The 23,591-nt window shown below is 71.3% G+C and carries 19 protein-coding genes; 10 read left to right on the forward strand and 9 right to left on the reverse strand.

Going from position 1 to position 23,591, the window contains the following annotated elements; all coding sequences use genetic code 11:
* The 4 genes from AWZ10_RS06895 to AWZ10_RS06910 all read left to right on the forward strand — a co-directional run.
* The coding region (locus AWZ10_RS06895) for an NADase-type glycan-binding domain-containing protein (protein ID WP_060890667.1) at positions 1 to 1,027 on the forward strand (1,027 nt) is incomplete at its 5' end.
* Positions 1,028 to 1,122: 95 nt separating this feature from the next.
* Positions 1,123 to 3,315: an McrB family protein gene (locus AWZ10_RS06900; protein ID WP_046702695.1), complete on the forward strand. Its 2,193-nt coding sequence runs from the start codon at positions 1,123 to 1,125 to the stop codon at positions 3,313 to 3,315.
* Positions 3,312 to 4,574, forward strand: a complete 1,263-nt coding sequence (locus tag AWZ10_RS06905; protein ID WP_060890668.1) for an McrC family protein — start codon at positions 3,312 to 3,314, stop codon at positions 4,572 to 4,574. Before AWZ10_RS06900 ends, AWZ10_RS06905 begins: the two co-directional genes overlap by 4 nt.
* 26 nt (positions 4,575 to 4,600) lie before the next feature.
* Positions 4,601 to 5,155, forward strand: coding sequence for a glycoside hydrolase family 25 protein (locus AWZ10_RS06910; RefSeq protein WP_060890669.1), 555 nt, complete (start codon positions 4,601 to 4,603; stop codon positions 5,153 to 5,155).
* Between the two features lie 29 nt (positions 5,156 to 5,184).
* Here AWZ10_RS06910 and AWZ10_RS06915 read toward each other — a convergent pair whose 3' ends face one another.
* The 3 genes from AWZ10_RS06915 to AWZ10_RS06925 form a co-directional block, all read right to left on the reverse strand.
* Positions 5,185 to 5,847 (reverse strand): NADPH-dependent F420 reductase, encoded by a 663-nt coding sequence (locus AWZ10_RS06915; RefSeq protein ID WP_060890673.1) that lies wholly within the window; start codon positions 5,845 to 5,847, stop codon positions 5,185 to 5,187.
* A gap of 142 nt (positions 5,848 to 5,989) precedes the next feature.
* The gene (locus AWZ10_RS06920; protein WP_013000557.1) at positions 5,990 to 6,202 is read right to left on the reverse strand and encodes an EF-hand domain-containing protein; all 213 of its coding nucleotides are present in this window, start codon (positions 6,200 to 6,202) and stop codon (positions 5,990 to 5,992) included.
* A 71-nt stretch (positions 6,203 to 6,273) separates the two neighbouring features.
* Positions 6,274 to 7,188, reverse strand: coding sequence for a MerR family transcriptional regulator (locus AWZ10_RS06925; protein WP_046707768.1), 915 nt, complete (start codon positions 7,186 to 7,188; stop codon positions 6,274 to 6,276).
* 59 nt (positions 7,189 to 7,247) lie between these two features.
* Between AWZ10_RS06925 and AWZ10_RS06930 the strand changes: the two genes are divergently transcribed.
* Positions 7,248 to 7,901: a GNAT family N-acetyltransferase gene (locus tag AWZ10_RS06930; RefSeq protein WP_046707767.1), complete on the forward strand. Its 654-nt coding sequence runs from the start codon at positions 7,248 to 7,250 to the stop codon at positions 7,899 to 7,901.
* A gap of 12 nt (positions 7,902 to 7,913) precedes the next feature.
* Here AWZ10_RS06930 and AWZ10_RS06935 read toward each other — a convergent pair whose 3' ends face one another.
* The 6 genes from AWZ10_RS06935 to AWZ10_RS06960 form a co-directional block, all read right to left on the reverse strand.
* The gene (locus AWZ10_RS06935) at positions 7,914 to 8,525 is read right to left on the reverse strand and encodes an ADP-ribosyltransferase (protein WP_060890674.1); all 612 of its coding nucleotides are present in this window, start codon (positions 8,523 to 8,525) and stop codon (positions 7,914 to 7,916) included.
* Positions 8,526 to 8,638: 113 nt separating this feature from the next.
* Positions 8,639 to 9,865: a YncE family protein gene (locus tag AWZ10_RS06940; RefSeq protein ID WP_373420789.1), complete on the reverse strand. Its 1,227-nt coding sequence runs from the start codon at positions 9,863 to 9,865 to the stop codon at positions 8,639 to 8,641.
* 210 nt (positions 9,866 to 10,075) lie between these two features.
* Positions 10,076 to 10,579 carry an ATP-binding protein gene (locus AWZ10_RS06945; protein WP_037695669.1) on the reverse strand — a complete coding sequence of 168 codons (504 nt, stop codon included), beginning with the start codon at positions 10,577 to 10,579 and terminating at the stop codon, positions 10,076 to 10,078.
* A 314-nt stretch (positions 10,580 to 10,893) separates the two neighbouring features.
* Positions 10,894 to 11,661, reverse strand: a complete 768-nt coding sequence (locus tag AWZ10_RS06950) for an enoyl-CoA hydratase/isomerase family protein (protein WP_060890670.1) — start codon at positions 11,659 to 11,661, stop codon at positions 10,894 to 10,896.
* A 95-nt stretch (positions 11,662 to 11,756) separates the two neighbouring features.
* The gene (locus AWZ10_RS06955; RefSeq protein ID WP_173531628.1) at positions 11,757 to 13,013 is read right to left on the reverse strand and encodes a L,D-transpeptidase; all 1,257 of its coding nucleotides are present in this window, start codon (positions 13,011 to 13,013) and stop codon (positions 11,757 to 11,759) included.
* Between the two features lie 171 nt (positions 13,014 to 13,184).
* A complete protein-coding gene (locus tag AWZ10_RS06960) occupies positions 13,185 to 14,411 on the reverse strand; it encodes a L,D-transpeptidase (RefSeq protein WP_046707764.1) in 1,227 nt (408 codons plus the stop codon).
* Positions 14,412 to 14,561: 150 nt separating this feature from the next.
* On the opposite strand from AWZ10_RS06960, the gene glgX reads away from it, so the two are divergent.
* The 5 genes from glgX to AWZ10_RS06985 all read left to right on the forward strand — a co-directional run.
* Positions 14,562 to 16,817: a glycogen debranching protein GlgX gene (gene glgX, locus AWZ10_RS06965; RefSeq protein WP_046707763.1), complete on the forward strand. Its 2,256-nt coding sequence runs from the start codon at positions 14,562 to 14,564 to the stop codon at positions 16,815 to 16,817.
* 86 nt (positions 16,818 to 16,903) lie between these two features.
* Positions 16,904 to 18,322, forward strand: a complete 1,419-nt coding sequence (locus tag AWZ10_RS06970; RefSeq protein WP_060890671.1) for a sulfatase family protein — start codon at positions 16,904 to 16,906, stop codon at positions 18,320 to 18,322.
* A gap of 278 nt (positions 18,323 to 18,600) precedes the next feature.
* Positions 18,601 to 20,460 (forward strand): ABC transporter ATP-binding protein, encoded by a 1,860-nt coding sequence (locus AWZ10_RS06975; protein WP_079104308.1) that lies wholly within the window; start codon positions 18,601 to 18,603, stop codon positions 20,458 to 20,460.
* Positions 20,457 to 22,379, forward strand: coding sequence for an ABC transporter ATP-binding protein (locus AWZ10_RS06980; protein ID WP_060890672.1), 1,923 nt, complete (start codon positions 20,457 to 20,459; stop codon positions 22,377 to 22,379). Before AWZ10_RS06975 ends, AWZ10_RS06980 begins: the two co-directional genes overlap by 4 nt.
* A 136-nt stretch (positions 22,380 to 22,515) precedes the next feature.
* A partial coding sequence (locus AWZ10_RS06985) for an ABC transporter transmembrane domain-containing protein (protein WP_167365923.1) occupies positions 22,516 to 23,591 on the forward strand: 1,076 nt, incomplete at its 3' end.

Genomic DNA, 23,591 nt, shown 5'->3' on the forward strand with positions numbered 1-23,591 from the left:
CCCGCCCGCCCACTCCTCCCCCACCCCCGAACCGGGCCACCCGGCCGCGCACCCGCACCACGACGACGAGGACCCCACCACCCCCCTCCCGACGCCGGCCTCGCCGCCCCCTTCCCACGCCCACACCCTCTCCGCAGCCGACCGGGCCAGGTCCCTCCTGGTCCCGGTCGCCGACCCCGAACCCCGTGCCCCGGCTCAGCCGGCCGTCGCGCCCGTACTGCCAGGCCTCCCCGACGTAGAGCGGCCCCAAGTCCGCACCCCCGGACCGGAGTTCGGCACGGAGGGCGGTGTGCCCTGCCCGTGGTGCGGGACCCCCACCCGGCCGGACCGGCACTTCTGCGCGCGCTGCGCGATGCCGATGGCCGGGCGCACGGAGGCACCGGGACGGCTGCCGTGGTGGCGCCGGATGCTGAACGGCCGCAACACGCAGACCCCGTGGGCGGGCGACCGCCCCCGCCTGCGCCGCGGCTTCGGCCGGATCCTCAACTGGGTGGTCGCCGCCCTCGTCCTCACCCTGATCGTCACCCTCGCCCTCCAGGCCGACGACGGCTACCAGGCGGCCCGCGACCACTTCGCCAAGCGCGCCTCGGTCGTCCCGGACAGCTCCAAGGCGTCACGCTCGTTCCCCGGCCACAAGCCGGATCTGGCCTTCGACACGTACAGCAACACGTGGTGGGGCCCGGGTGTCACGCAGTCCGGCGAGGGAGAGTGGATCGAGGCCCACTTCGAGCAGCCCGTCAGGCTGCTGGACGTGGTCATCACGCCGGGTGTCTCGAAGAAGCCGGACCAGCGCGCGGAGTCGGCCCGCCCGCACCGCGTCGAGGCGACGATCACCGCCGCCGACGGCTCCACCTCCACCAAGATCCTCACCCTCGACCAGACCGCCGGCGGCCAGAGCCGCAAGTTCCGCGTCGGCGACGCCGAGACCGTCCGTTTCACCATCCGCTCCGCCTACGGCGCCGACGACAAGAAGCAGGTGGCGATAGCCGAGATCGAGTTCTTCGGCCGCTCGAACAGCAACAGCTAGAACAGGCCTGCGACATCCGGCCGTCCCTCGTCGTGACGAGTCCCAACCGCCCTTCTAGGGTGGGCATTCGGAACGCGCGAGGGGCGGGTGGGACTGTGGCGAGAAGGCCGGACGGCACCGATGTCGTGGCAGCGGTGCAGCGGATCTTCCGGGACGGGCTGCTGACCGGCAGGTCCGCGTTCGCTCCGGATCTGGAGGCCTGGACCGGCCGGACCGCCGCCGATCTGCGCGCCCGCTTCGTCGACCGGCCCGACGAGTCCTCGGACACCTTCCTGGTCAAGCTGAGCCGCCAGCTCGCCGAGGCCCCCGACGAGACGATCGCCCTCGCGGCCGAACTGCTCTTCGTGAACATGGCCCCGCTGGTGCCGGAACAGATCGGCCTCCCGAAGAAGCTCCAGATCCTCCGCGAGATCCTTTCCTGGGCCGACCGTCCGATCGTCGTCCCTCAGACCCTGGAGCCGGGTCTGAAGGGCTTCCTCCACGGCGGCCAGGGCTTCCTCAACTACCGGTGGGCACAGTTCCAGATCCTGGTCCTGCTGGTGGAGCGGCTGGCGGAGCTGGACCGGTCGGGGCGAACGGCACTGCTGGACGACCCCTGGGGGTTCCGCAGGCTCTGCCTGGCCATCCAGGACTCGGTCGGCCACAAGAAGGGCCGCGCCCAGATCCACGTACTCCTCTACGCGCTCTTCCCGGACACCTACCAGCCCATCGCCAGCGCCTACCACAAGCAGGAGATCGTCAAGGCGTTCGCGGACGAGCTGCGCGAGTCCACCGGCGACGACGACCAGGACCTGCTGGCACTGAGCAGCGTCCTCGCAGCCCAGACGGGCGAACCCGTCGACTTCTACGACGAACCGTGGGTCGGGCACTGGCGCAAGGGCGCCGTCCTGCACGAACAGCGCGGTTGGCTGGTCCGCGGCCACAACGTGGACGGGCACGACTTCATCCCAGCCTGGATCCGGCAGGGCTACTGCTCGGTGTCCTGGCGGGAGATGCCGGAGATCCCGGCCGGCGCCGACAAGCAGCGGATCCGGCAAGCCGTCACGGAGGCGATGCCGGACGCCGGCGCCCAGCTGCGCGCCCAGGCCGCCTACCAACTGCATGTCTTCCTCACCGTCATGCAGCCGGGCGACCTCGTCGTCACCGTCACCCCGGACGAGGTCCATGTCGGCACGGTCCAGGGCCCGGCGTCGTACGACCCCTCGGACGGACCCGACAACGCCCGCCGCCGCCCGGTGCGCTGGGCCACCACCGAGCGGGCGCTCGTCCGCGCGGAGCTGCCCGAGAAGGTGCAGGCGCGGCTGCCGCTGCCGCCGACGGTGTACGACATCAGCAGTGTGGCCGCCGAGTTGGCGGAACGCGCGGGTCTGGAGGCCGTCGTCGCTGAGGAACTCGCCGGGGCCGACGTGACGAAGCCGCTCGAACTTCCGACCGTCACACCGGAGTTGGCCGAACAGCTACTCATGCCCCTGGAATGGCTGATCGAGACGGCCCAGCAGCTCCAGGAGCAGCGGCAGCTCGTGTTCCACGGACCGCCCGGTACCGGGAAGACATATCTCGCCCGCGCCCTGGCCAGGCATCTGGCGGGCCCCGACCGGGTGGAGCTGGTGCAGTTCCACCCGTCCTACACCTACGAGGACTTCTTCGAGGGCTTCCGTCCGGTGCGCGGTGAGGGTGGCGGCACGGGCGGAGGCTCGGTGGTGTTCGACGTCGTGCCCGGCCCGTTCAAGCTGCTGGCCGAGCGGGCGAGGAAGGACCCGGCGAACCCGTACGTCCTGATCGTCGACGAGATCAACCGGGCCAACCTGGCGAAGGTGTTCGGTGAGCTGTACTTCCTGCTGGAGTACCGCGAGGAGCCGGTCACCACCCAGTACAGCCCGCACGACCCGTTCCATCTGCCGAGCAACCTGTTCCTCATCGGCACGATGAACACGGCCGACCGCTCGATCGCGCTGGTCGACGCCGCGATGCGCCGCCGCTTCGCCTTCCGCCGGCTCTCCCCCGAGAAGCGGCCGGTCCTCGGCCTCCTGGACCGCTGGCTGCGCCGCCACGGCCTGCCGGAGACGCCCGCCCGCCTCCTGGACGAGCTGAACCGGCGCCTCGGCGACGCCGACCGCGCCATCGGCCCGTCCTACCTGATGAAGCCCGGCGCGGCCCGCCCCGAGGGCCTCGACCTGATCTGGAGTACACAGATCCTGCCGCTGCTGGAGGACCAGTTGTACGGCACGGGGGTGGACGTCGAGGAGGAGTACGGGCTGGCCTCCCTGCGCGCGGCACTCGGCTCATGACCTCCGTGCCCCCGGTGGCCACCGGAGCCTCCTCGCCCCCGCTCCGGCTCCGACTCGCCGTCGACGAGACCGGCCCCGGCACCGTACGGGAACTGACGGCCGACCAGGTCGCGGGGCTGCTCCGCGCCCCTGGTCTCGTACGGCTGGCCCCGGCCCCCGGCGGCCGCTGGCGCATGGCCGGAAACCAGAAGGTGGGCCTGGTGCGCCTGCGCACCCCGGCGGGCAGCGCCATCGAGCTGCTCCTACGGCCGAAACTCCCGGTCCGCGACCTGCTGTTCCTGCTCTCCTACTCCCCCACCGACCCCTGGCACCCGGAACCGGACCCGGTCACCGCGGCCACGGCCGACGATCTGCTCCCCGCCCTCGCGGACCTCCTCGCCCGCACCGCGCGCCGCACCCTGGAGTCCGGTGTCCTGCACGGCTACCGCACGGTCGAGGAGGACCTCCCCCTGGTCAGGGGACGCATCCGGACGGCGGACCAGCTCCGCCGGGTGGGCCTGATCCTCCCGGTGGCCGTCCGCTACGACGACCACACCCCGGACATCGCGGAGAACCGCATCCTCCTGGCCGCCCTCCACCTGGCCACCCGCCTCCCGGGCGTCCCCGCCCCGACCCGCCTCACGCTGCGCCACCTCACCGACCACCTCCACGGGGTCCACCTCCTCCACCCGGGCGCACCGCTCCCCCGCCGGACCCCGACCCGCCTCAACTCCCGCTACGCCCCGGCCCTCCGCCTCGCGGAGCTCCTTCTCTCGTACCGCTCGGTCCAACCGGAGGGCGGTAGCCCGCTGCCCAGCGACGGTTTCCTCCTGGACATGCCGGCGGTCTTCGAGCGTTTCCTGACCGTCACCCTCACCGCCGCCCTCGCCCGTCACGGCATCCGCTGCGCCGCCCAGGAGACCCACCACCGCCTCGACGAGGCCGCCCGCGTCCCCTTCCGCCCCGACCTCGTCCTCTACCGCGCCGGCCGCCCCGTCTCGGTGGCGGACGCGAAGTACACGTACGCCGCCCCCACCGCCCCGCCCACGTCCCACCTCTACCAACTGCTCGCCTACTGCACGACCCTCGGCCTCCCCCGGGGCCACCTGATCTACGCGGCCTCCGCCTCGCCGCCCACGCCGGGCCCCACCCCCCACGTGATCCGCCGATCCGGCGTCACCGTCACCACCCACGCCCTCGACCTGTCCGTTCCACCCCCCACCCTCCTCGCGAACATCACGACCCTGGCCGAGCGGATCACCACCCCCGCACCCGCCTGACTCCCCCCACCCCGCCGGAGACCCCCATGCTGCGCGGCATCGACGTCAGCTCCCACCAGCCCTCGTCCTACGACACCGACGGCCTCTCCTTCGTCTTCGTCAAGGCCACCGAGGGCCGCACGTACACCAACCCCAGGCTCGCCGCCCAGACCAGGACCGCCCGCGACGCCGGTCTGGTCGTCGGCTTCTACCACTTCCTCTGGCCCGGCAACCTGACCGCCCAGGCCGAGTACTTCGTCGCCAAGGCCCCGGAGAGGGCGGGCGACATCCTCGCCGTCGACTGGGAGACGACGAGCGAGGGCACGCACGCCACCAATGCCGAGAAGGACCGCTTCATCCGCATGCTGAAGGAACTCCGCCCGAAGCACCGGGTGGTCCTCTACTGCAATCGCAGCTACTGGCTCACCGTCGACTCCACGTCCTACGCCGGCGACGGCCTGTGGATAGCCGACTACGTCACCGCCGGCAGACCCCGCGTCAAGGCCAGGTGGCGCTTCCACCAGTACACGGACAATCCCGTCGACAAGAACGTGGCGGACTTCGCGAGCAAGGCGGCGCTGCGGGAGTGGGCCGACGGCTGACCGTCGTCCGCCGGCCCGGCCGTCACCCCCTACGCCCTGAACTCCGGCTTGCGTTCCGGTGACGCCTCGGCCAGCGCCTTGGCCACGTCCTCGACGCCCGCCCGGAGGCCGTAGACGGGGGTGTCGGGCTGCTGGCGCCAGGAGTCGTCCAGGCCGCCGGCGTCGACGGTGTCGAAGCCGAGTTCGTCGATGAGGGCTCGGATCCTGGACTTGGCCGTCTCGTCGTCGCCGGCGACGGGGAGGGCGACGCGGTCGGGGGCATCGGCGGGGCGCGGGCGGTCGAGGATGTCCTGGGCGTAGGTGCCGTTGAAGGCCTTGATGACGGGGTGGCCCAGGTGGCGTTCGGTCCAGCGGCTCTCGGTCAGGCCGTCGTCCTCGATCCCGGCGATCCTGCCGTCACGCTGCCGGGGGTAGTAGTTTCCGGTGTCGATGACGGCGACACCGTCCGCGGCCTCGTCGAGGAGGCCGGACGGCAGGTCCGGGACCGCCTTCAACGGGATCGTGATCACCACGACTTCGGCGCCGCGCGCCGCCTCCCGCACCGGGACCGGGGTCGCGCCCGTCTCCTCGGCCAGTGCGGTGAGCGTGTGCGGGCCTCGGGAGTTGGCGACGGAGACGTCGTGGCCGAGGGCGGTGAGCCGCCGGGTGAGGTTGCCGCCGATGTTGCCGGCCCCGATGATGCCGATCTTCATGACCATCCCCTTGCGTCACATTTCCATGCGCGTGCATGCATTACTGGACCCAACCCCGGAGCGCCCTCCGCCATTCCGGCCCCGGCACGACGAAGGGGCGCCCCCGTCGTACGCGACGGAAGGCGCCCCTCGGCCCGCGGGCTCACTTGTCCAGGTGGGCCCAGAACTCGTCGAACGACAGGAGCTTGTCGCCGTTGAGGTCGCGGGTGCGGATGATGACCTCCGCCACGGACTCGGTGACGTTCCAGTCGCCCTCCTGGGCCAGGGCGGTCTTGAACTCCGCGGCGGTGATGAACCCGTCCCCGTCCGCGTCGATCCGCTGGAACTCCTTGCGCGCTGCCTCGATGTCCGCCACCGATCCGCCCCTTCTTGGTGCCCTGCCTGTCTCAGGCAGTCCTGCTGACAGTCCTACTGACGCAGGTCAGATTAACCGGCCACGCGAGCGCGGAGTGCGGCGACCACCCACGCGAACTCCTCGGCGTGCGCCGACAGCGGTTCCACGCCCCGTACCAGCGCGGCCAGCTCCCGGAACCGGGCCAGCTCGGCGTGGGCCACCGAGGTGACGCGTTCGAGCAGGACGGCCCGGTCGGCGTCGCCCAGCAGCCCGGTCAGCACCTCGTCGGCGGCGGGCGAGGCGGGGTCGACACCCTCCCGCAGTGCCTCCCCCGCGAGCTGCACCAGGCGGCTCATGAACCACAGGGAGGTGCCCGACGGCACGTCCGGCCCCCGGTCGGCCGCGTTGTACTCGACCGTCTGCCGCATCCGCGCCCGGAACGCCGGGTCCTGGAGCATCTCGGCCAGCTCCACCCAGGCGTCCACCTGCTCGGGCGTGGGGTCCTCCGGCAGATCCGCGAGGCTGAACCTCAGCCGTGTTCGGATGTCGGGGTCCGCGGTGTCGAGTCCGCCGAAGGTCTCCTCCATGAAGTCGTCGATGATCCGCCCTCGTTCGGCGGCGGACAGCCGGGCCAGTCTGTTCATCAGGGTCATCTCCTCCGCGGTCGAGCCGCGTCGCGCCACGGTCGACAGCACCGCCCGGGTCACCTTGAGGCCGCGGATCTGCGCGTCCAGCGCGGCCACATGCGCGGCCGCCACCTCCGCGACGGTCGTCTCGCCCGCGAGCACCCGCCGTACGTGGTCCAGGCCGAGGCCCAGCTCCCGCAGGGTGCGGATGAGTTCGAGCCGGGCCACGGACTCGGCGTCGTACAGCCGGTAGCCTCCCGCGCTGCGGGTGGCCGGGTGCAGGACGCCCTCGTCCGACCAGTAGCGGATCGTGCGGACGGACAGACCGGAGCCGCGGGCGAGCTGCCCGATGGTGAAAAGGCCGGTGCCGTTCTCGATCATGTCTGCGAGTGTGGGCCTTCCAGTGGGTGGAGACTCAAGGAGCACGGCGAAGGAGTCCGGTGACGGCGAGCTTGCGGGACATTCTGGACGCGGTGGCCCGGGGTGTCTTCCCGCCGGCCGACGGCGGTACGACCGTCGTCGCCCAGCACTCTCCCCGGGACGCGGGCGTCCTCTGCTTCACGGCACACTCCGTCGTCTTCACGGACGAGGATCCCCGGTGGGTGTACGAGAGTCTGGCGGCCGCGGAGTGCGACGCGCTGTCCGCGAGCATGAACCCACGGTTCCTGGCGGCCCTCATGGAGCGGACGGGTCGTACGTCCGAGACCATCGACGCGATGCTGGTCGCCTCGCCCCTGCCGGGCGAACCGCCGCTGCCGCTGAAGGAGATCGAGGACGCCGGGCACCCCCGCGTCGCGTACGCGCGGCGACGCCGTGACGACGTTCGGGTCTGGGCGGCGGACGGTGGAGTCCTGACGACGGGCCGGGGAATCGCCGGGCGGCTGGAGGTCTCGGTCGAGGTGGACGAGGACGTACGGCACCGGGGGCTGGGCCGGTCGCTGGTGAGCGCGGCACGGCATCTGGTCGCCGAGCCGCTGTGGGCGCAGATCGCGCCGGGGAACGCCCGCAGCGTGCGGGCGTTCCAGTCGGCCGGCTATCTGCCGGTGGGCTCCGAGATACTGCTCAGCGCCCGCCAGGGACAACGGGCCCGATGAGCGCGACGTACGTCAGTGCCAGGGCTCGTAGTGCGGGTTGCTCTCGCACTCGCTCATCTTCTCCGTCCTGGTCTTCTTGTCGACCGGGCAGACGCCGATGACGTACTGCGGCTTGATCCCGCCGGGGAAGGCGACCTCGACCTGGTCGGCCCACCGGTGCTGGTCGCCGATCGTCCGGTTGACGTCCACGCCGCCGGGGGCGTCGATGTAGTAGTTGTAGCCGGACTTGTACCAGGTCTTGTACAGGTCGTGGTCGTAGGTCGTGGAGACGTACGGCGAGGGCTGGTTGACCAGGACGTACTGCTCGATGTCGTACTGCCCGTCGATGACGTCCTTGGGGTGGAAGCCCTGCTCGAAGATGGCCGCCGGGCCCCGGCTGTCGCTGCGGTACAGCGTGCCGCAGGTCGTGCGCCAGGCGGGCTCGGGGGTGATGCGGTCGACGTCCTCGCGGTGGTCGACGGCGGCGTGGACCGGGTCGTCGAACTGGGGGCAGGCGGGTGCGGCGGCCTTGGCCGAAGGGGTGGTCGGGGTCTGTGCCGGAGCGGTCGCGGCGGAGGTCGCGAGAACGGCGGAGAGGGACAGGACGAGGGCGGCGGCCCGGCGCCGCGGACGAGTTGTGATCATGGTGAGCACGATCTCGGCTGCGCGGCGCCGGGCCGCGGATCATCACCCGTACGGCGGCGTGTCAGTCCGCCCGGTTGTCGGGTGTCACCGGGAGATGCGGGTCGCCGGGGGCGTCAGCGGAAGATGCCGGTGTGGCCGAGCGAGTAGCGGCCGGGCTGCGGGTACACCGCGAGGCCGTGCGGGCCGCTGCCGACGGGGATGCGGGCGAGCTGCTCCCCGTTGCGGGTGTCGATGGCGTACACCTCGGAGTCGTAGCGGCCGGAGAGCCACAGGACCTTGCCGTCGGCGGAGACACCGCCCATGTCGGGGCTGCCGCCGTCGGGGAGGTGCCACTTCTTGGTGAGCCTGTTCTCGGTGAAGTCGAAGACCGACACGGAGCCCTCGCCCCGGTTGGAGACGTACATCTCGCGGGAGTCGCGGCCGACGTACAGTCCGTGGGTGCCCTTGCCGGTGGGCAGCAGCTTCGGCTCGTCGAACCTGTCGCCGTCCAGGACCCACATGCCGTCGGCCATCATGTCGGCGATGTAGAAGCGCTTGCCGTCCGGTGAGATCTTCACGTCCTGCGGCATGGCCCCCTCGAACGGGAGCTTCTGCTGCCCGACGACCTTCATCTTCGCGGTGTCGACCTTCAGCAGCTCACCGCTGAACTCGCAGGACACGATGAAGTACGTGCCGTCGATCGAGAAGTCCGCGTGGTTGACGCCGTAGCAGGTGACCGGCTCGGTCCTGACCCGCTTCATGGTGTGCGGGTCACGGAAGACGAGTTCGCGGTCGAGGGAGGCCATGACGACGGCGTACTCGCCGTTGGGGGTGAAGTACAGGTTGTACGGGTCGTGCACCTCGACCGGCCTGCCCGCCTTCCCCGTCCTCGGATCGATGGGGGTGAGGGTGTGGCCCCGGTTGTTGTTGACCCACAGGGTCTTCAGGTCCCAGGAGGGCACGACATGCTGGGGCTGGCGGCCCACCGGGATCGTCTCGATGATCTCGTACGTCTTCGGGTCGATGACGGTGACGGTGTCGGACTCGCTGTTGGGGACGTACACCCGGGACGGGAAGTCCTCGACCACCGGGGAGAGCCGGTTCGGGCGGTCGGCGGCGTAGACGTCCCGGGGGTCCAGCACGGGCGGCATGCCGCGCAGTCCCCTGACCGCCGTCCGCTGTCTCTTCTTCCGCTCGGCGGCTTCGGCTTCGGCGGCGGCCCGCTCGGCCCGGGTCCTCTGCTGCTGCTCACTGGTCCCGGTCGAGGCGCCGCACGCGGCCACGGCCACGAGAACGGCGGCCGCGAGGAGGGCGCGCTGCACGAGGTTGCACTGCATGAGGAGGGTGCGGGGCGTGGTCACGCGACCTTTATAGGGAGGTCCGGCGTGAATTCCGGCGATTGGCCCGATCGACGGAGGTGCGTGGCGGCTGCCGCCGGGCACCTGGGGGCCGCGCGCCGTGGGCGCTTGTGCCGGCTTGCGACTGCGGGTCGTCCGTGGCCGGTCGCGCCCACGCGGCGGAGCCGCACCGTGTCACAGCCCCGCTCCCCTCGCCGGGGCCTTGGGCACCCCTTACCGGTCGGCGACCCTCATCTCGAACCACGTCGTCTTCCCCCGCGGCAGCAGGTCGACCCCCCACCGGTCCGAGAGCTTGTCCACCAGGAACAGCCCCCGCCCGCTGATGTCCGTCTCCTGTACCGGAATCAGACAGGGCAGTCCCCGCGAGGGGTCGCGGACCTCGATCCGGATCCAGCCCGGCCGGCGGCGCATGCGCAGCCCGAAGACGCGGGCGCCGGTGTGCCGTACGGCGTTGCCCACGAGTTCGGAGACGAGCAGGACAGCGTCCTCGGTCATCTTCGGCGACAGCCGCCACTGACGGAGGATGACGACCTGGGCGAGCCGCCGGGCGGTGGCCGCGGACTCGGGACGGGACGGCAGCGGGACCTCTGCCTCGGTCGGGTTGCCGAACAACTCCAGTGCCTTCTGCGCCCGTTCGTCCTCGATCGCAGGTGACCAACGCGCCGCGGTCGCACTCCCGTGCCGCCGCGGCTGTTCGATACCCTCCAGCCCCGCCATGCCCCCATCATGGCCGTCCCGAGCCTCCTCCGGGGCCGTTCCGCAGGAATACAACCCCCGGAACCAACCATTCCGGAGGTTTCGGATGGCATATGCCAGAGGCAGTAAACCACCCGCGGCAGCCCGTCCGACCTGCGCCGACACCCTGAACTTCGGTCAACGCCAAGAGCCTTGGGCAAGGCTCACTTAAGACTGCCTTAAGGAACGCATAAACCGCCCCTTCGGGGGACGCGGGTCATACACCGCGTCAACCGCAGGTCGCTCAGCGCAACTTGCGGGCCGGATTCCGGGCCCCCGGCCCTGATCCACCGCCGTCAGACGAACTTCGCCTTGCCCGGCCCCTCCTCCACGAAGCTGCGCATCCCGCGCTCGCGGTCCTCCGTGGCGAACAGTCCCGCGAACCAGTTCCGCTCGATCGCGAGCCCGGTCTCCAGGTCGGTCTCCAGCCCCGCGTCGATCGACTCCTTGGCGGCCCGCAGCGCGATCGCCGGCCCCCGCGCCAGCCGGGCGGCCCACTCGTGCGCGGCGGTGTACACCTCGTCCGCCGGGACGACCCGGTCCACCAGGCCGAGCACGAGCGCCTCGTCCGCCTTGACCATGCGGCCGGTGAAGATGAGGTCCTTGGCCCTGGAGGGGCCGACGAGGCGGGACAGCCGCTGGGTGCCGCCCGCGCCCGGGATCACCCCGAGCAGGATCTCCGGCTGGCCGAGCTTCGCGTTCTCCCCGGCGATCCGGTAGTCCGCGCACAGCGCCAGCTCGCAACCTCCGCCCAGCGCATAGCCCGTGACGGCCGCGACGACCGGCTTGGGGATGCGGGCCACGGCGCTGAAGGAGTCCTGCAGGGCGCGGGACCGGACGACCATCGCCGCGTGGTCCATGGCCTGCATCTCCTTGATGTCCGCGCCGGCCGCGAAGACCTTCTCCCCGCCGTAGAGCACCACCGCGCGGACGTCGTCGCGGCGCGTGGCCTCCTCGGCGAGTTCCTTGAGGCGGTCCTGGGTGGCGATGTCCAGGGCGTTCATGGGCGGCCGGTCGAGGCGGATCGTGCCCACACCTTCGGCGACTTCGAGATGCACAGTCATGAGGGCAGGTTAACGGTGACTAACGACAACGGCCCCGGTGCGGTACATCACACCGGGGCCGTGCGTCATGATCTCGGGCTCTCAAGCGGCGGCGGCTACGCCTTCCACTTGTCCCAGTCCATGTTCCAGCCGTTGTAGCCGTTGTCCGGGTCCACGGTCCGGTCGTTGGAGTTCTTCACGACCACGACGTCGCCGACCATCGAGTGGTCGAAGAACCAGGCGCCCGGCGCCCCGCGGTCGTAGCCGCCACGGGTGTCGCGCAGACCGATGCAGCCGTGGCTGGCGTTGTAGTTGCCGAAGGCGCCGCCGCCCCAGTAGTTGCCGTGGATGAAGGTGCCGGAGTTGGTCAGGCGCATGGCGTCCGGCACGTCCTTGATGTCGTACTCGCCGCCGTAGCCGACCGTCTCGCCGTTCATCCGGGTCACGCGCAGGCGCTCGCTGATGACCATCTGGCCGTTCCAGGTCTCCATGCCCGGCTGGCCGGTGGTGACCGGGATAGTCTTGACGACCTTGCCGTCCCGCGAGACCTTCATGGTCAGCTTCTTGACGTCGACGACGGAGACCTGGCTGCGGCCGATGGTGAAGGAGACCTTCTTGCTCTGCTCGCCGTAGACGCCGTCGCGGCCCTCGACACCGTCGAGGTTGAGGTCGACGGTCACCTTCGTGCCGGCCTTCCAGTACTTCTCCGGGCGGAAGTCGAGGCGGTCGTTGCCGAACCAGTGGCCCTCGACGTCGACGGCCGGCTCGGTCTTGATGGTGATGGCCTTCTCGACGTCCTCCGGGGCGGTGATGCCCCGCGTGAAGCGGATCGAGAACGGCATGCCGACGCCGACCTTCGACCCGTCCTCGGGGGTGAAGATGCCGACGAAGGTGTTCTTCGGGGTCAGCGTGGTGAAGGACGAGTCCTCGGCCGCCTCACGCCCCTCGGAGTCCTTCGCGACGGCGTGCACCTTGTACTCGGTGGCCGAGTTGAGGTGGATCGACGGCGTCCAGGTGGCGCCGTCGCCGGATATCTCGCCGGCGATCTTCTCGCCCTTGTCGTTCTCGACCGTGACCTCGGACAGCTTGCCCTTGGCGGCACTCACCTCGAGGGCACCGTTGGTGGCCACGTCGTCGGCGCCGTTCTTCGGAGCGATGGAGACCACCGCCTCCGAGGCCTTGGTGGCCGCCTTGTCCGAGGCGGTCCTGTCGGAGCCCTTCCCCTTGTCGCCGTCGGAGCCGGTGTCCGAACCCCCGCCTCCGCCGCACGCGGTGACCGCGAGCAGCATCAGGACCGGCAGCACGGCCAGGGCCCCCTTGCGCCGCCGAGTCCGCGCGCCAACCGACGCCCCCGATATCGGTCGCCCGTTCAACTCTCTGTTCTCCCCTCGCACGGCCTGATCAGGCCCGCACCCCTACGCACCATGTGCGCGTACGCCCGTACATTAACCAGATGATCGGAAGGATTTGGCCTCGGTGAATGTCACCGTTCAGTCCCAACTTCAATCATCACGCGCGTACCCCCATGTCGGCGCTATGTCCGTCTACTTCACCGCCGCACCCGCTTTCCATGCGTTCCACTCCATATTCCAGCCTCCGAGCCCATTGTCGGGAGAGACCGTTTTGTCGTTGCTGTTGATCACCTCGACGACGTCCCCGATGAGACTGCGGTCGAAGAACCAGCCGGCGGGGGTGCCGGAATCGCCGCCCTTCACATCGCGCAGGCCCACACAGCCGTGGCTGACGTTGGCCCGGCCGAAGGCGTCCGGCGCCCAGTAGTTGCCGTGCAGGAAGGTGCCGGAGGTGGTGAGGCGCATGGCGTGCGGGACGTCCGGGATGTCGTACTCGCCCTTGCCGTCCGCCTTCCTGAAGCCGACGGTGGCGCCGTTCATCCGGGTCACCTCCAGCATCTCGGTGACGACCATCTTCCCGTTGTACGTCGTCGTCCTCGGCGCCCCGGCCGTGACGGGGAGCGTGGCGAGCACTCCGTCGCCGCGTTCCACGCGCATCGTGTGCTTCGCCGCGTCGACCACGCTGACCTGGTGGCGGCCGACGGTGAAGGAGAACGTCTTGTGCTGCTGGCCGTAGACGCCGGGCGCGCCCTCGACGTCCCGCAGCCGCAGTCCGACGGTGACCCGGGTCCCGGGCTTCCAGTACCTCTCGGGGCGGAAGTCCAGGCGTTCCCCGCCGAACCAGTGCGGACGGACCTCGACGGGCGGTTGGGCGCTCACGTCGACGGCGCGTTCGACGGCCGCGCGGTCCTCGATCTCCCGGTTGAACTCCAGGGAGACGATCATCCCGGTGCCGACGGTGGCCCGGTTCTCCGGCGTGACGTACGCGATGAAGCGCTCGTCGGGAACGGAGGTGGTGAAGGTGACGTGCCGTGCCGAGCGACGGCCGTGGCCGTCGAGGGCGACCGCGTCGACGGTGTACCTGGCGGCCAGCGCGAGCTTCGGTGAGCCGGTGGGGCGCCAGCTCAGCCCGTCGGCGGACATCCGGCCCGGTACGGGTGACTCCTGCGCGTCCTGCGACTTCACCACCTTGACGGACTCCAGGCGCCCGCTGGGCACCCGTACTTCGAAGCGCTGCTCCGGGCGCACGCCCTTGCTGCCGTCCTCCGGAGTGACCCGGATCGTGTCGTCGGGCGCCTTTTCGCTGGTCAGTGGCGGTCCGGCGGTGCATCCGGCGGCCCCGGCCAGCAGGCCTGCCCAGGTGAGTGCGGCGGCCAGGGCGGCCACGGCGCGGCGCGCGTGCGTCTGTGCGTGGTTCACGTGCGGCCCAACGACGGCGCACGCCCCCGGGAAACGTGAGTGCGAGGCGTGCTCTGGGCAGAACACTTGGGAGGACGACGTGATGGGGAGCGGTGAAGGGACAGCCGGCTCCCCATTCCCGTCGCCCCACCGAGCCGCGGGAGGCCTGAGGTGTCGAGCGCAGCCGAGCAGGAGGAAGTACGGGGGACGCGCGGGGTACCGGCCGCGCGCCCGGCCACCGTGCTGAACGGCGGTCGGCGCGATGAGCGCGCGCCGGAGACGAGGCCCGTGTGGCCGGGGGCGTCGACGCCGCTCGGCGCGCGGTTCCGGGTGGGCCCCGACGGGGTCGCGGGAACCAACTTCGCGCTGTGGGCCGGCGGGGCGGAGGCCGTCGAGCTGTGCCTGTTCTCCGAAGCGGGCGAGGAGACCCGGCTGAGACTGGCCGAGCTGACCCATGAGATCTGGCACGGTTTCGTGCCCGGCGTCCTTCCCGGGCAGCGGTACGGCTATCGCGTGCACGGCCGCTGGGACCCGTGGACCGGCGCCCGCTGGAACCCGGCGAAGCTCCTCCTCGACCCGTACGCGCGGGCCGTGGACGGCGAGTTCGGTCTGCCGCCCGAGGTGTACGCGCATGTCCGGGACTGGCCCGAGCAGCATGTCGCGGACACCGTGCGCGACGAGCGGGACTCGGCGCCGCACGTCCCGAAGGGTGTCGTCGTCCACGACGACGACGACTGGGCCGACGACCGCCGGCCGAAGACCCCGTGGGCGGACTCGGTCATCTACGAGCTGCACGTCCGCGGCTTCACCATGACCCACCCGGGCATCCCCGAGGAACTGCGCGGCACCTACGCCGGTCTCGCGCACCCCGCCGCGATCGAGCACCTGGTGAAGCTGGGCGTGACGGCGGTGGAGCTGCTGCCCGTGCACCAGTTCGCCCACGAGGACCATCTGCTGCGCCGGGGCATGCGCAACTACTGGGGCTACAACTCCATCGGCTACTTCGCCCCGCACGCGGCGTACGCCTCGTCGGGCACGACGGGGCAGCAGGTCGGGGAGTTCAAGCGGATGGTGCGGGCGCTGCACGCCGCCGGGATCGAGGTCGTCCTCGACGTGGTCTACAACCACACGGCCGAGGCCGACGAACGCGGCCCGAGCCTGTCGCTGCGCGGCATCGACAACCGGGGCTACTACCGGCTGCAGAGCGATGCCCGCCGGTACGCGGACTACTCGGGCTGCGGGAACACCCTGCACGTGGTCCAGCCCCATGTCCTGCGCCTGATCACCGACTCGCTGCGGTACTGGGTGACGGAGATGGGCGTGGACGGCTTCCGCTTCGACCTGGCCGCCGCGCTCGCGCGCTCGATGCACGACGTCGACATGCTGTCCCCGTTTCTCGCCGTCATCGCCCAGGACCCCGTGCTGCGGCGGGTGAAGCTGATCGCCGAACCGTGGGACGTGGGCTCGGGCGGCTACCAGGTCGGCGCCTTCCCGCCCCTGTGGACGGAGTGGAACGACCGCTACCGGGGCGCCGTCCGGGACTTCTGGCGGGGCGCGCTGCCCGATGTGCGGGATCTGGGATACCGGCTGTCGGGGTCGAGCGACCTGTACGCGTGGGGCGGGCGGCGGCCGTACGCGTCGGTCAACTTCATCACCGCGCACGACGGTTTCACGCTGCGGGACCTCGTGTCGTACGAGCGCAAGCACAACGAGGCGAACGGGGAGGGCAACCGGGACGGCTCGGACGACAACCGCTCCTGGAACTGCGGTACCGAGGGCGAGACGGACGACGAGCGCGTACGGGCCCTGAGGCGACGGCAGTTGCGGAACCTGCTGACGACGCTGCTGCTGTCCACGGGCGTGCCGATGCTGGTCGCCGGGGACGAACTGGGCCGCAGCCAGGGCGGCAACAACAACGCGTACTGCCAGGACAACGAGATCAGCTGGCTCGACTGGAGCCTCCTGGAGGACCCCGCCTGGAAGGCCCTCTTCGACCTGACGGCCCGCCTGATCGCCCTCCGCCACGACCACCCCGTGCTGCGCCGCCGGGCCTTCTTCTCCGGCCGGGCCCACTCGGCGGACGGGCTGCGGGACCTGGCCTGGTTCACGGCACGCGGCACCGAGATGACCGAACGGGACTGGTACGCGCCGGCCGCGACGCTCGGCATGTACCTCTCCGGCCGCGACATCCCCGGCCGCGACGCCCGGGGCACCCCGATCCTCGACGACAGCTTCCTCACCGTCCTGCACGCCGGCGACCGCCCGGTGAGCTTCGTCCTGCCGGGGACACCGTGGGCGCAGCGGTACGAGGTGGTCGTCGACACGTCACGGGAGGAGCAGGTGGAGGGGCCGGGGGTGGTGCACCGGGCCGGGGAGGCGGTGACGGTGCCGGCGCGGTGTGTGCTGCTGCTCCGGGTGATCGGCTGAGGCGACGTTTCAGGCCTGTGGCAGGTCCATGAACTCCGCGGCGGATTCCTGGCCGGAGGGGTCTGCCGACTGATCAACTCGATCGCATGCCCGAGATATCCCGTCGTGCCTTCGGTGGTCTCGTCGGTGGCGGTGCGGTGACCGCCGTCGCCGGTACGGCCGCCACCGCAGAGGCCACTGAGGCCGCCACCGTCGAACGTCCCTTCGAGGCCCGCCCCGCCACGGCCTCCGGCAGGCGTCCCAACGTCCTCGTCGTCCTCGGTGACGATCTGGGCTGGGCCGACCTCTCCTCCTACGGGGCTCCGCACATCAGGACACCGAACCTGGACCGGCTGGCCCGGCAGGGGGTGCGGTTCACCGACGCGTACTCCGGGTCGGCGACCTGCTCGCCGACCCGGTTCAGCCTCTACACCGGGCGGTATCCGGGGCGTACGCCGGGCGGGCTCGCCGAGCCGATCGCGAACAGGACGCAGGGGCTGGACCCGAACCACCCCACGCTGGCCTCCCTGTTGAAGAAGGCGGGTTACGCCACCGCGCTGATCGGCAAGTGGCACTGCGGCTGGCTGCCCGACCACAGCCCCACCAAGTCCGGCTGGGACGAGTTCTTCGGCAACTTCGGGGGCGTGCTGGAGTACTTCTCCAAGCTCGGCCAGCTCGGCACGTACGACCTCTACGAGGGGGACGCCGAGTACAAGGACCTGCGCTACTACACCGACGTCCTGACCGAGCGGGCCGTCGAGTACGTCGGCCGCCGGCACGACAGGCCGTGGCTGCTCAACCTCAACTTCACCACCCCGCACTGGCCCTGGCTCGCGGAGGACGACCAGGAGACCGGCGCCGAGATCGCGGCGAGGATCCGGGCCGCGAAGACGCAGGCCGAGGTGTCCCGGGCGCTCAACCACTACGACGGCGGCTCGGTCGAGAAGTACACGCAGATGGTGGAGAGCCTGGACGCGGCCGTCGGCGAGGTCCTGGCCGCGCTGCGCCGGTCCGGGCAGGAGGAGAACACGGTGGTGCTGTTCGCCAGCGACAACGGCGGCGAGCGCTACTCCTACAACTGGCCGCTCAGGGGTGAGAAGTTCGTCCTCCTTGAGGGCGGCATCCGGGTGCCGACGATTCTGCGCTGGCCCGCCCGGATCGACGGCCGCCAGGTCAGCCACGAACCGGTGTTCACCCCCGACTGGACGGCGACCCTCCTGGAACTGGGCGGCGCCCGGCCGGAGGCGGCGTACCCGCTGGACGGCACGAGTCTCGCGGGCCACCTGCTGCGCGGCGAGGACGTACCCGAGCGCGACCTGTTCTGGCGGGTCCGGGCCAACCGGGCGCTCCGGCGGGGCGACTGGAAGTACTACCGGGACGCCGCCGGGGCCGACCACCTGTACAACCTGGCCGCCGACTCCCGCGAACAGGCCGACCTCGCCCCCGACCGGCCGGAGCTGCTCACCGAACTGAGGACCGCGTGGGAGGGCGTCGCGGCCGGTCTGCTGCCGTATCCGGCCGCCTAGGCCCACCCTTCGAGGAAGATCGGGAGCGAAGGCCGGTGACCTCGATGACGGGTGTGGACGACCTGTGTGGCATGTGTCGAGAATCCCGGCGGAGCCCGCGCGCGCACATCGGCCGTCACGCTCGAACGGACGTCCCCCGATCGGTCGATGTGCGGCTACGGCACCCCTGATCTGCCGCTACGCCCTCGTGCACAGGCAGGTCGTAGGTCCTACGACCGACGGCGTTCCGGCCAAAACTCGGTGGGCGTTGTCAGTGCCGATCCGTAGGCTCGCTGCTGATGTCCACGACACGTGCAACCGCCGAGGAACCCGACCCGACCCAGGAGCCCGAGACCGCCGCGCTGCCCGAGGAGCCCGCGAGGGCCGAGGCACCCGAGAAGGCCGAGGGGCGGTCCGCCGTACGCACGCTGCTGCGGCTGTGGCCGTATGTGCGGCCCGTGCGGGCGCGGCTGACCATCGCCGCGTTCGTCGCGATAGTCGCCTCGTGCGTGGGCCTGTTCATCCCGCTCGTCCTGAAGTGGATGGTGGACGGGCCGATCGCCGACCGGGACCCGGCGGGCGTGTGGCTCGGGGCGCTGTACCTGCTCGTGCTCGGCCTCACCGAGGCGCTGCTGTTCGGGTTGCGGCGCTGGCTCGTGGCACGGCCCCTGGCCGGTGTCGAGGCGTCGATGCGCGCGGATCTCTACCGGCATCTGCAGCGCCTGCCGGTCGCCTTCCACGACCGCTGGGCCTCCGGGCAGCTGCTCTCGCGCGGCACGACCGACCTGATGCTGCTGCGGATGTTCCTGGCCTTCCCGCTGACGTTCCTGCTGGTCAACGCGGTGACCATCGTGGTCGGTGTCACCATCATGCTGGTCCAGGACTGGACCCTCGGACTCGTCATCCTCGGACCCGTCGTCCCCGTGATCGTCACCTGCCTCCTCTTCGAGAGGAAGTACGCCAAGGTCGCGCGCCTCGCGCAGGACCAGGTCGGCGACCTCACCACGGTCGTCGAGGAGAGCGTCCTCGGGATCCGCATCATCAAGGGGTTCGGCCGGCACCGCAGCCAGGCCCGCGCGTTCCGCGAGCTGTCGCGGACCCTGCGGGGAACGGAGTTGCGCAAGGCCCGCCTCCTGTCGGCGATCTGGGGCGTCATCATCACGCTCCCCGAACTGGCCATCGGCGCGGCGCTGGTCCTCGGCGTCGTCCAGGTCGCGGACGGTGAACTGTCGGCTGGCACGCTGGTCGCATTCCTCTCCACCGCCCTCGCGCTGCGCTGGCCCGTCGACTCGATCGGCTTCCTGCTGGCGATGAGCCAGGAGGCGGCGACGGCGACGGAGCGGTATTTCGAGGTGATGGACGAGAAGCCGGAGTCGACGACGCGGGCCGAGGCCCCCGCCGCCCCCGCCGTGGGCAGCGGCCTGAGGTTCCATGGCGTCACCTTCCGCTACCCCGACGCCGCTCCCGGCACCGCCCCCACCCTCGACCGCATCGACCTGCACATCCGCCCCGGCGAGTCCATGGCCCTGGTCGGCGCCACCGACTCCGGCAAGACCACCCTCACCGCTCTCGTCCCCCGCCTCCACGAGGTGACGTCCGGCCGCATCACGCTGGACGGCGAGGACATCACCGAGATGTCGCGGGAGGAACTGCGGGCGAAGGTGGCGGTGGCCTTCGAGGAACCCACCCTCTTCTCGGCGACCATCGCAGAGAACGTCCTCATGGGCGCCCGGCCGGACGCGGGTGAACCCGAACTGGACCGCGCCCTGGCCATCGCGCAGGCGGAGTTCGCCCACGCGCTCCCCCAGGGCACCGGCACCCAGGTCGGCGAGCAGGGCCTCAGCCTCTCCGGTGGCCAGCGCCAGCGCCTCGCGCTGGCACGGGCGGTGGTCGGCCGCCCCCGCTTCCTCGTGCTGGACGACCCTCTGTCGGCGCTGGACGTGCACACGGAGGCCGCGGTGGAGGCCGCACTGCGCCGCGTGCTCGCGGAGACGACCGCGCTGATCGTGGCGCACCGCCCGTCGACGGTCCTGCTCGCCGACCGCGTGGCCCTGCTCTCCGGCGGCCGTGTCACGGCGGTGGGCACCCACCAGGAACTGCTGCACACGAACACGGAGTACGCCCATCTGATGTCCGGGACCGAGGGGGACGAGCGATGACGGCGCCCATGACCACCGCGCCGGACAAGGACCCGGACGAGGAGTCGAACGGCGAGTCGGACAGGGCGACGTCCCTGGCGAAGCCGGCCGGCGGCGACCGGCCCGCCGCCGCGCACCAGACGTCCGCCGGCGACCCGTTCGACCACGACGACCTCCCCACTCCCCCGGGCGCCACCCTCGTGCTGCTGCGCTCCCTGCTCGCGCCGATGAGGGCCCGGGTGGTCATGGCGTGCATGCTGCTCCTGCTCCAGCAGGCGGCGGTGCAGGCGGGCCCGCTGCTGGTGGCGTACGCCATCGACCGTGCCGTACCGGCGCTCCGGGACGGCCGGCACGGGCCGCTGATCGCGGTGGGCGTCGGGTATCTGCTGTGCGCGCTGGCGGCCGGCGGGCTGCAGTACGCGTTCATCGGGGCGTCCGCGCGGGTGAACCAGGACGTGCTGCTGGATCTGCGGGGCCGGATCTTCCGGCACGCGCAGGCGCTGAGCATCGACTTCCACGAGCGGTACACCTCGGGCCGGCTCATCTCCCGGTCCACCACGGACGTCGAGTCGCTGCGCGAGCTGCTCAATGAGGGTCTGCAGGAACTCATCGGTGTGATCCTCGCGTTCGTCTACATCTCGGCGATGCTGCTCTGGCTGGACCTGGGGCTGGGCGCGGCGGCGCTGGCGTCGTTCGTGCCGCTGTACGGGTTCGTGCGGACGTACCGGCGGCGGGCGGCGAGCGTCTACACGGCCCGGTCCAGCGCGATCGCCGCGGTGATCGTGAAGTTCGCGGAGACGATGAACGGCATCCGGCCGGTGCGGGCGTTCCGCCGGGAGGCGGCGAACGACACGGAGTTCGGTGCCCTGAACCGGCACCACGAGCGCAAGAACGGCGACGCGATCCTGGAGATGGCCCGCTATGTGGTCTGCTCCCGTGTCGTCGCCAACATCACGGTCGCGGCGATCGTGCTGTGGGGTGCGTACCGGGTGGCGTCCCAGACGCTGGCGCTGGGTGTGCTGGCGGCGGCGGTGCTGTACCTGCGGCGGCTGTACGACCCGATCGACCGGCTCGGCATGTTCCTCAACTCGTACCAGTCGGCGGCGGCCTCACTGGAGAAGATCGCGGGCCTGCTGGCCCAGGCCCCGTCGGTCCCGGAGCCCGCCGAGCCGAAGGAGCTGCCGGCGGCGGCCCTCGAACTGCCGGGCCGCGAGGTCGTGTTCGACGACGTGCGGTTCGCGTACCGCACCGGCGGCGAGGTCCTGCCCCGCTTCGACCTCACCCTGGCGGCGGGCAGCACGGTGGCGGTGGTCGGTTCCACCGGCGCCGGCAAGTCGACGCTCGCCAAGCTGGTGGCCCGCTTCTACGACCCCTCGTCCGGGCGGGTCCTCCTCGACGGCGTCGACCTGCGCGATCTCCCGGTGCCCGAGCTGCGGCGCGGGGTGATCATGGTGACCCAGGAGTCGTTCCTGTTCTCCGGCACGGTCGCCGAGAACATCTCCATCGGCCGCCCCGACGCCACGCGCGAGGACATCGAGCACGCCGCCAAGGCCATCGGCGCTCATGACTTCATCACCGCCCTGCCCGACGGCTACGACACCGACGTACGCAAGCGCGGTGGCCGTATCTCCGCCGGTCAGCGCCAACTTGTCGCCTTCGCGCGGGCGTTGCTCGCCGACCCGGCCGTCCTCATCCTGGACGAGGCGACCAGCTCCCTCGACGTCCCCGGCGAACGGGCGGTCCAGCGCGCCATGTCCACGGTCCTGCGCGGCCGTACGGCCGTGGTGATCGCCCACCGCCTGTCCACGGTCGAGATCGCCGACCGGGTGCTCGTGATGGAACACGGCCACATCGTCGAGGACGGCACCCCGGCGGACCTGATCGCGGGCACGGGCAGGTTCGCGGACCTGCACCGTGCGTGGCGGGACAGCCTGGAGTGACGAACCGCGCCCCTCAGAGGGCTTCGCCCTTCAGGGGGCGCGGGGCTGTACGCCATGCGGCCCGCCGCGTGGGCGCGACCGGCCCCCACCACCCGTAGCCGAACCACGACCCGTCCCACACGAGAATCGGGGGCCCATGATCGACGCGCACGAGGACCCCGGCACACCCGACTGCCGCAGCGGCAGCCGCTACCTGTGGTGGCTGGTCAGACAGCAGGCGGGCCGCTCCGCACTCGGCTCCCTGATCTCCTGCGTGTGGATGATCCTGCTCGCGGCGACCCCGTACCTCCTCTCCCGGGCGATCGACGAAGGACTCGAACCCGGCGACCATCCGGCACTCGCCCGCTGGACCGCCGCGCTCTTCGGCGTCGGCGCCTTCAACGCCTGGCTGAGCGTCATGCGCCACCGCACGATGACCCGGGTGCGGATGGACGCCAACTTCCGCACGGTGAAGGTCGTGATGGCGCACGCGGTCCGGCTGGGGGCGGCGCTGCCGCGTCGCGTCGGCGCCGGGGAGGTCGTCACGATCGGCGTGGGAGACGTCAACACGATCTCCTCCTCGCTGACGGTCATCGGCCCGGGGGTCGGCGCGTTCGCCGCGTACCTGGTGGTCGCCGGGCTGCTCGTGTCGGTCTCCCTGCCCATCGCCGCGGTCGTCCTGCTCGGGATGCCGCTGATGGCCGTGATCGTGGGCCCGTTGATGCGGCGGCTGCAGGGCACGGAGACGGAGTACCGGGAGCGGCAGGGTGTGCTGACCGCGCGGATCGCGGACCTCGCGGGCGGGCTGCGCGTCCTCAACGGGCTCGGCGGCAAGGGTCTGGTCGCCGACGCGTTCCACCGGGACTCGCAGCGGCTGCGGGCGCAGGGTTACCGGGTGGGTGCGGTGACCAGCTGGATGCAGGCGCTCGGGGTGGGGCTGCCGACGCTGTTCCTCGCGGTGGTGACCTGGCTGGCGGCCCGGCTCGCCGCCCAGGGGGCCATCACCGTGGGCGAGTTGGTGGCGGTGTACGGGTACGTCACCGTGCTGGTGCGGCCGGTGTCGTACTTCGTCGCCTGGGGGTACGAGCTCAGCCGCGGGGTGGTGGCCGCGCGGCGCGTGATCCGGTTCGTGACCCTGGAGCCGCTGCCGGACCACGGCACCACGGACGCGCCCGCCGAGCCCTCCGCGCTGCACGACCCCGAGTCGGGTGTACGGGTGCCTCCGGGGCGGCT

This window comes from Streptomyces europaeiscabiei (assembly GCF_001550375.1).
Lineage (GTDB): Bacteria > Actinomycetota > Actinomycetes > Streptomycetales > Streptomycetaceae > Streptomyces > Streptomyces europaeiscabiei.

Excerpts from the sequence above, each read along its gene's own strand:
- AWZ10_RS06925 (WP_046707768.1), bottom strand. The coding sequence starts at position 7,188 with ATGATCGAGAACGGCACCGGCCTTTTCACCATCGGGCAGCTCGCCCGC.
- AWZ10_RS06970 (WP_060890671.1), top strand. The coding sequence starts at position 16,904 with ATGCCCGAGATATCCCGTCGTGCCTTCGGTGGTCTCGTCGGTGGCGGT.
- AWZ10_RS06935 (WP_060890674.1), bottom strand. The coding sequence starts at position 8,525 with ATGATCACAACTCGTCCGCGGCGCCGGGCCGCCGCCCTCGTCCTGTCC.
- AWZ10_RS06905 (WP_060890668.1), top strand. The coding sequence starts at position 3,312 with ATGACCTCCGTGCCCCCGGTGGCCACCGGAGCCTCCTCGCCCCCGCTC.
- AWZ10_RS06975 (WP_079104308.1), top strand. The coding sequence starts at position 18,601 with ATGTCCACGACACGTGCAACCGCCGAGGAACCCGACCCGACCCAGGAG.
- AWZ10_RS06950 (WP_060890670.1), bottom strand. The coding sequence starts at position 11,661 with ATGACTGTGCATCTCGAAGTCGCCGAAGGTGTGGGCACGATCCGCCTC.
- AWZ10_RS06915 (WP_060890673.1), bottom strand. The coding sequence starts at position 5,847 with ATGAAGATCGGCATCATCGGGGCCGGCAACATCGGCGGCAACCTCACC.
- AWZ10_RS06945 (WP_037695669.1), bottom strand. The coding sequence starts at position 10,579 with ATGGCGGGGCTGGAGGGTATCGAACAGCCGCGGCGGCACGGGAGTGCG.
- AWZ10_RS06910 (WP_060890669.1), top strand. The coding sequence starts at position 4,601 with ATGCTGCGCGGCATCGACGTCAGCTCCCACCAGCCCTCGTCCTACGAC.
- AWZ10_RS06980 (WP_060890672.1), top strand. The coding sequence starts at position 20,457 with ATGACGGCGCCCATGACCACCGCGCCGGACAAGGACCCGGACGAGGAG.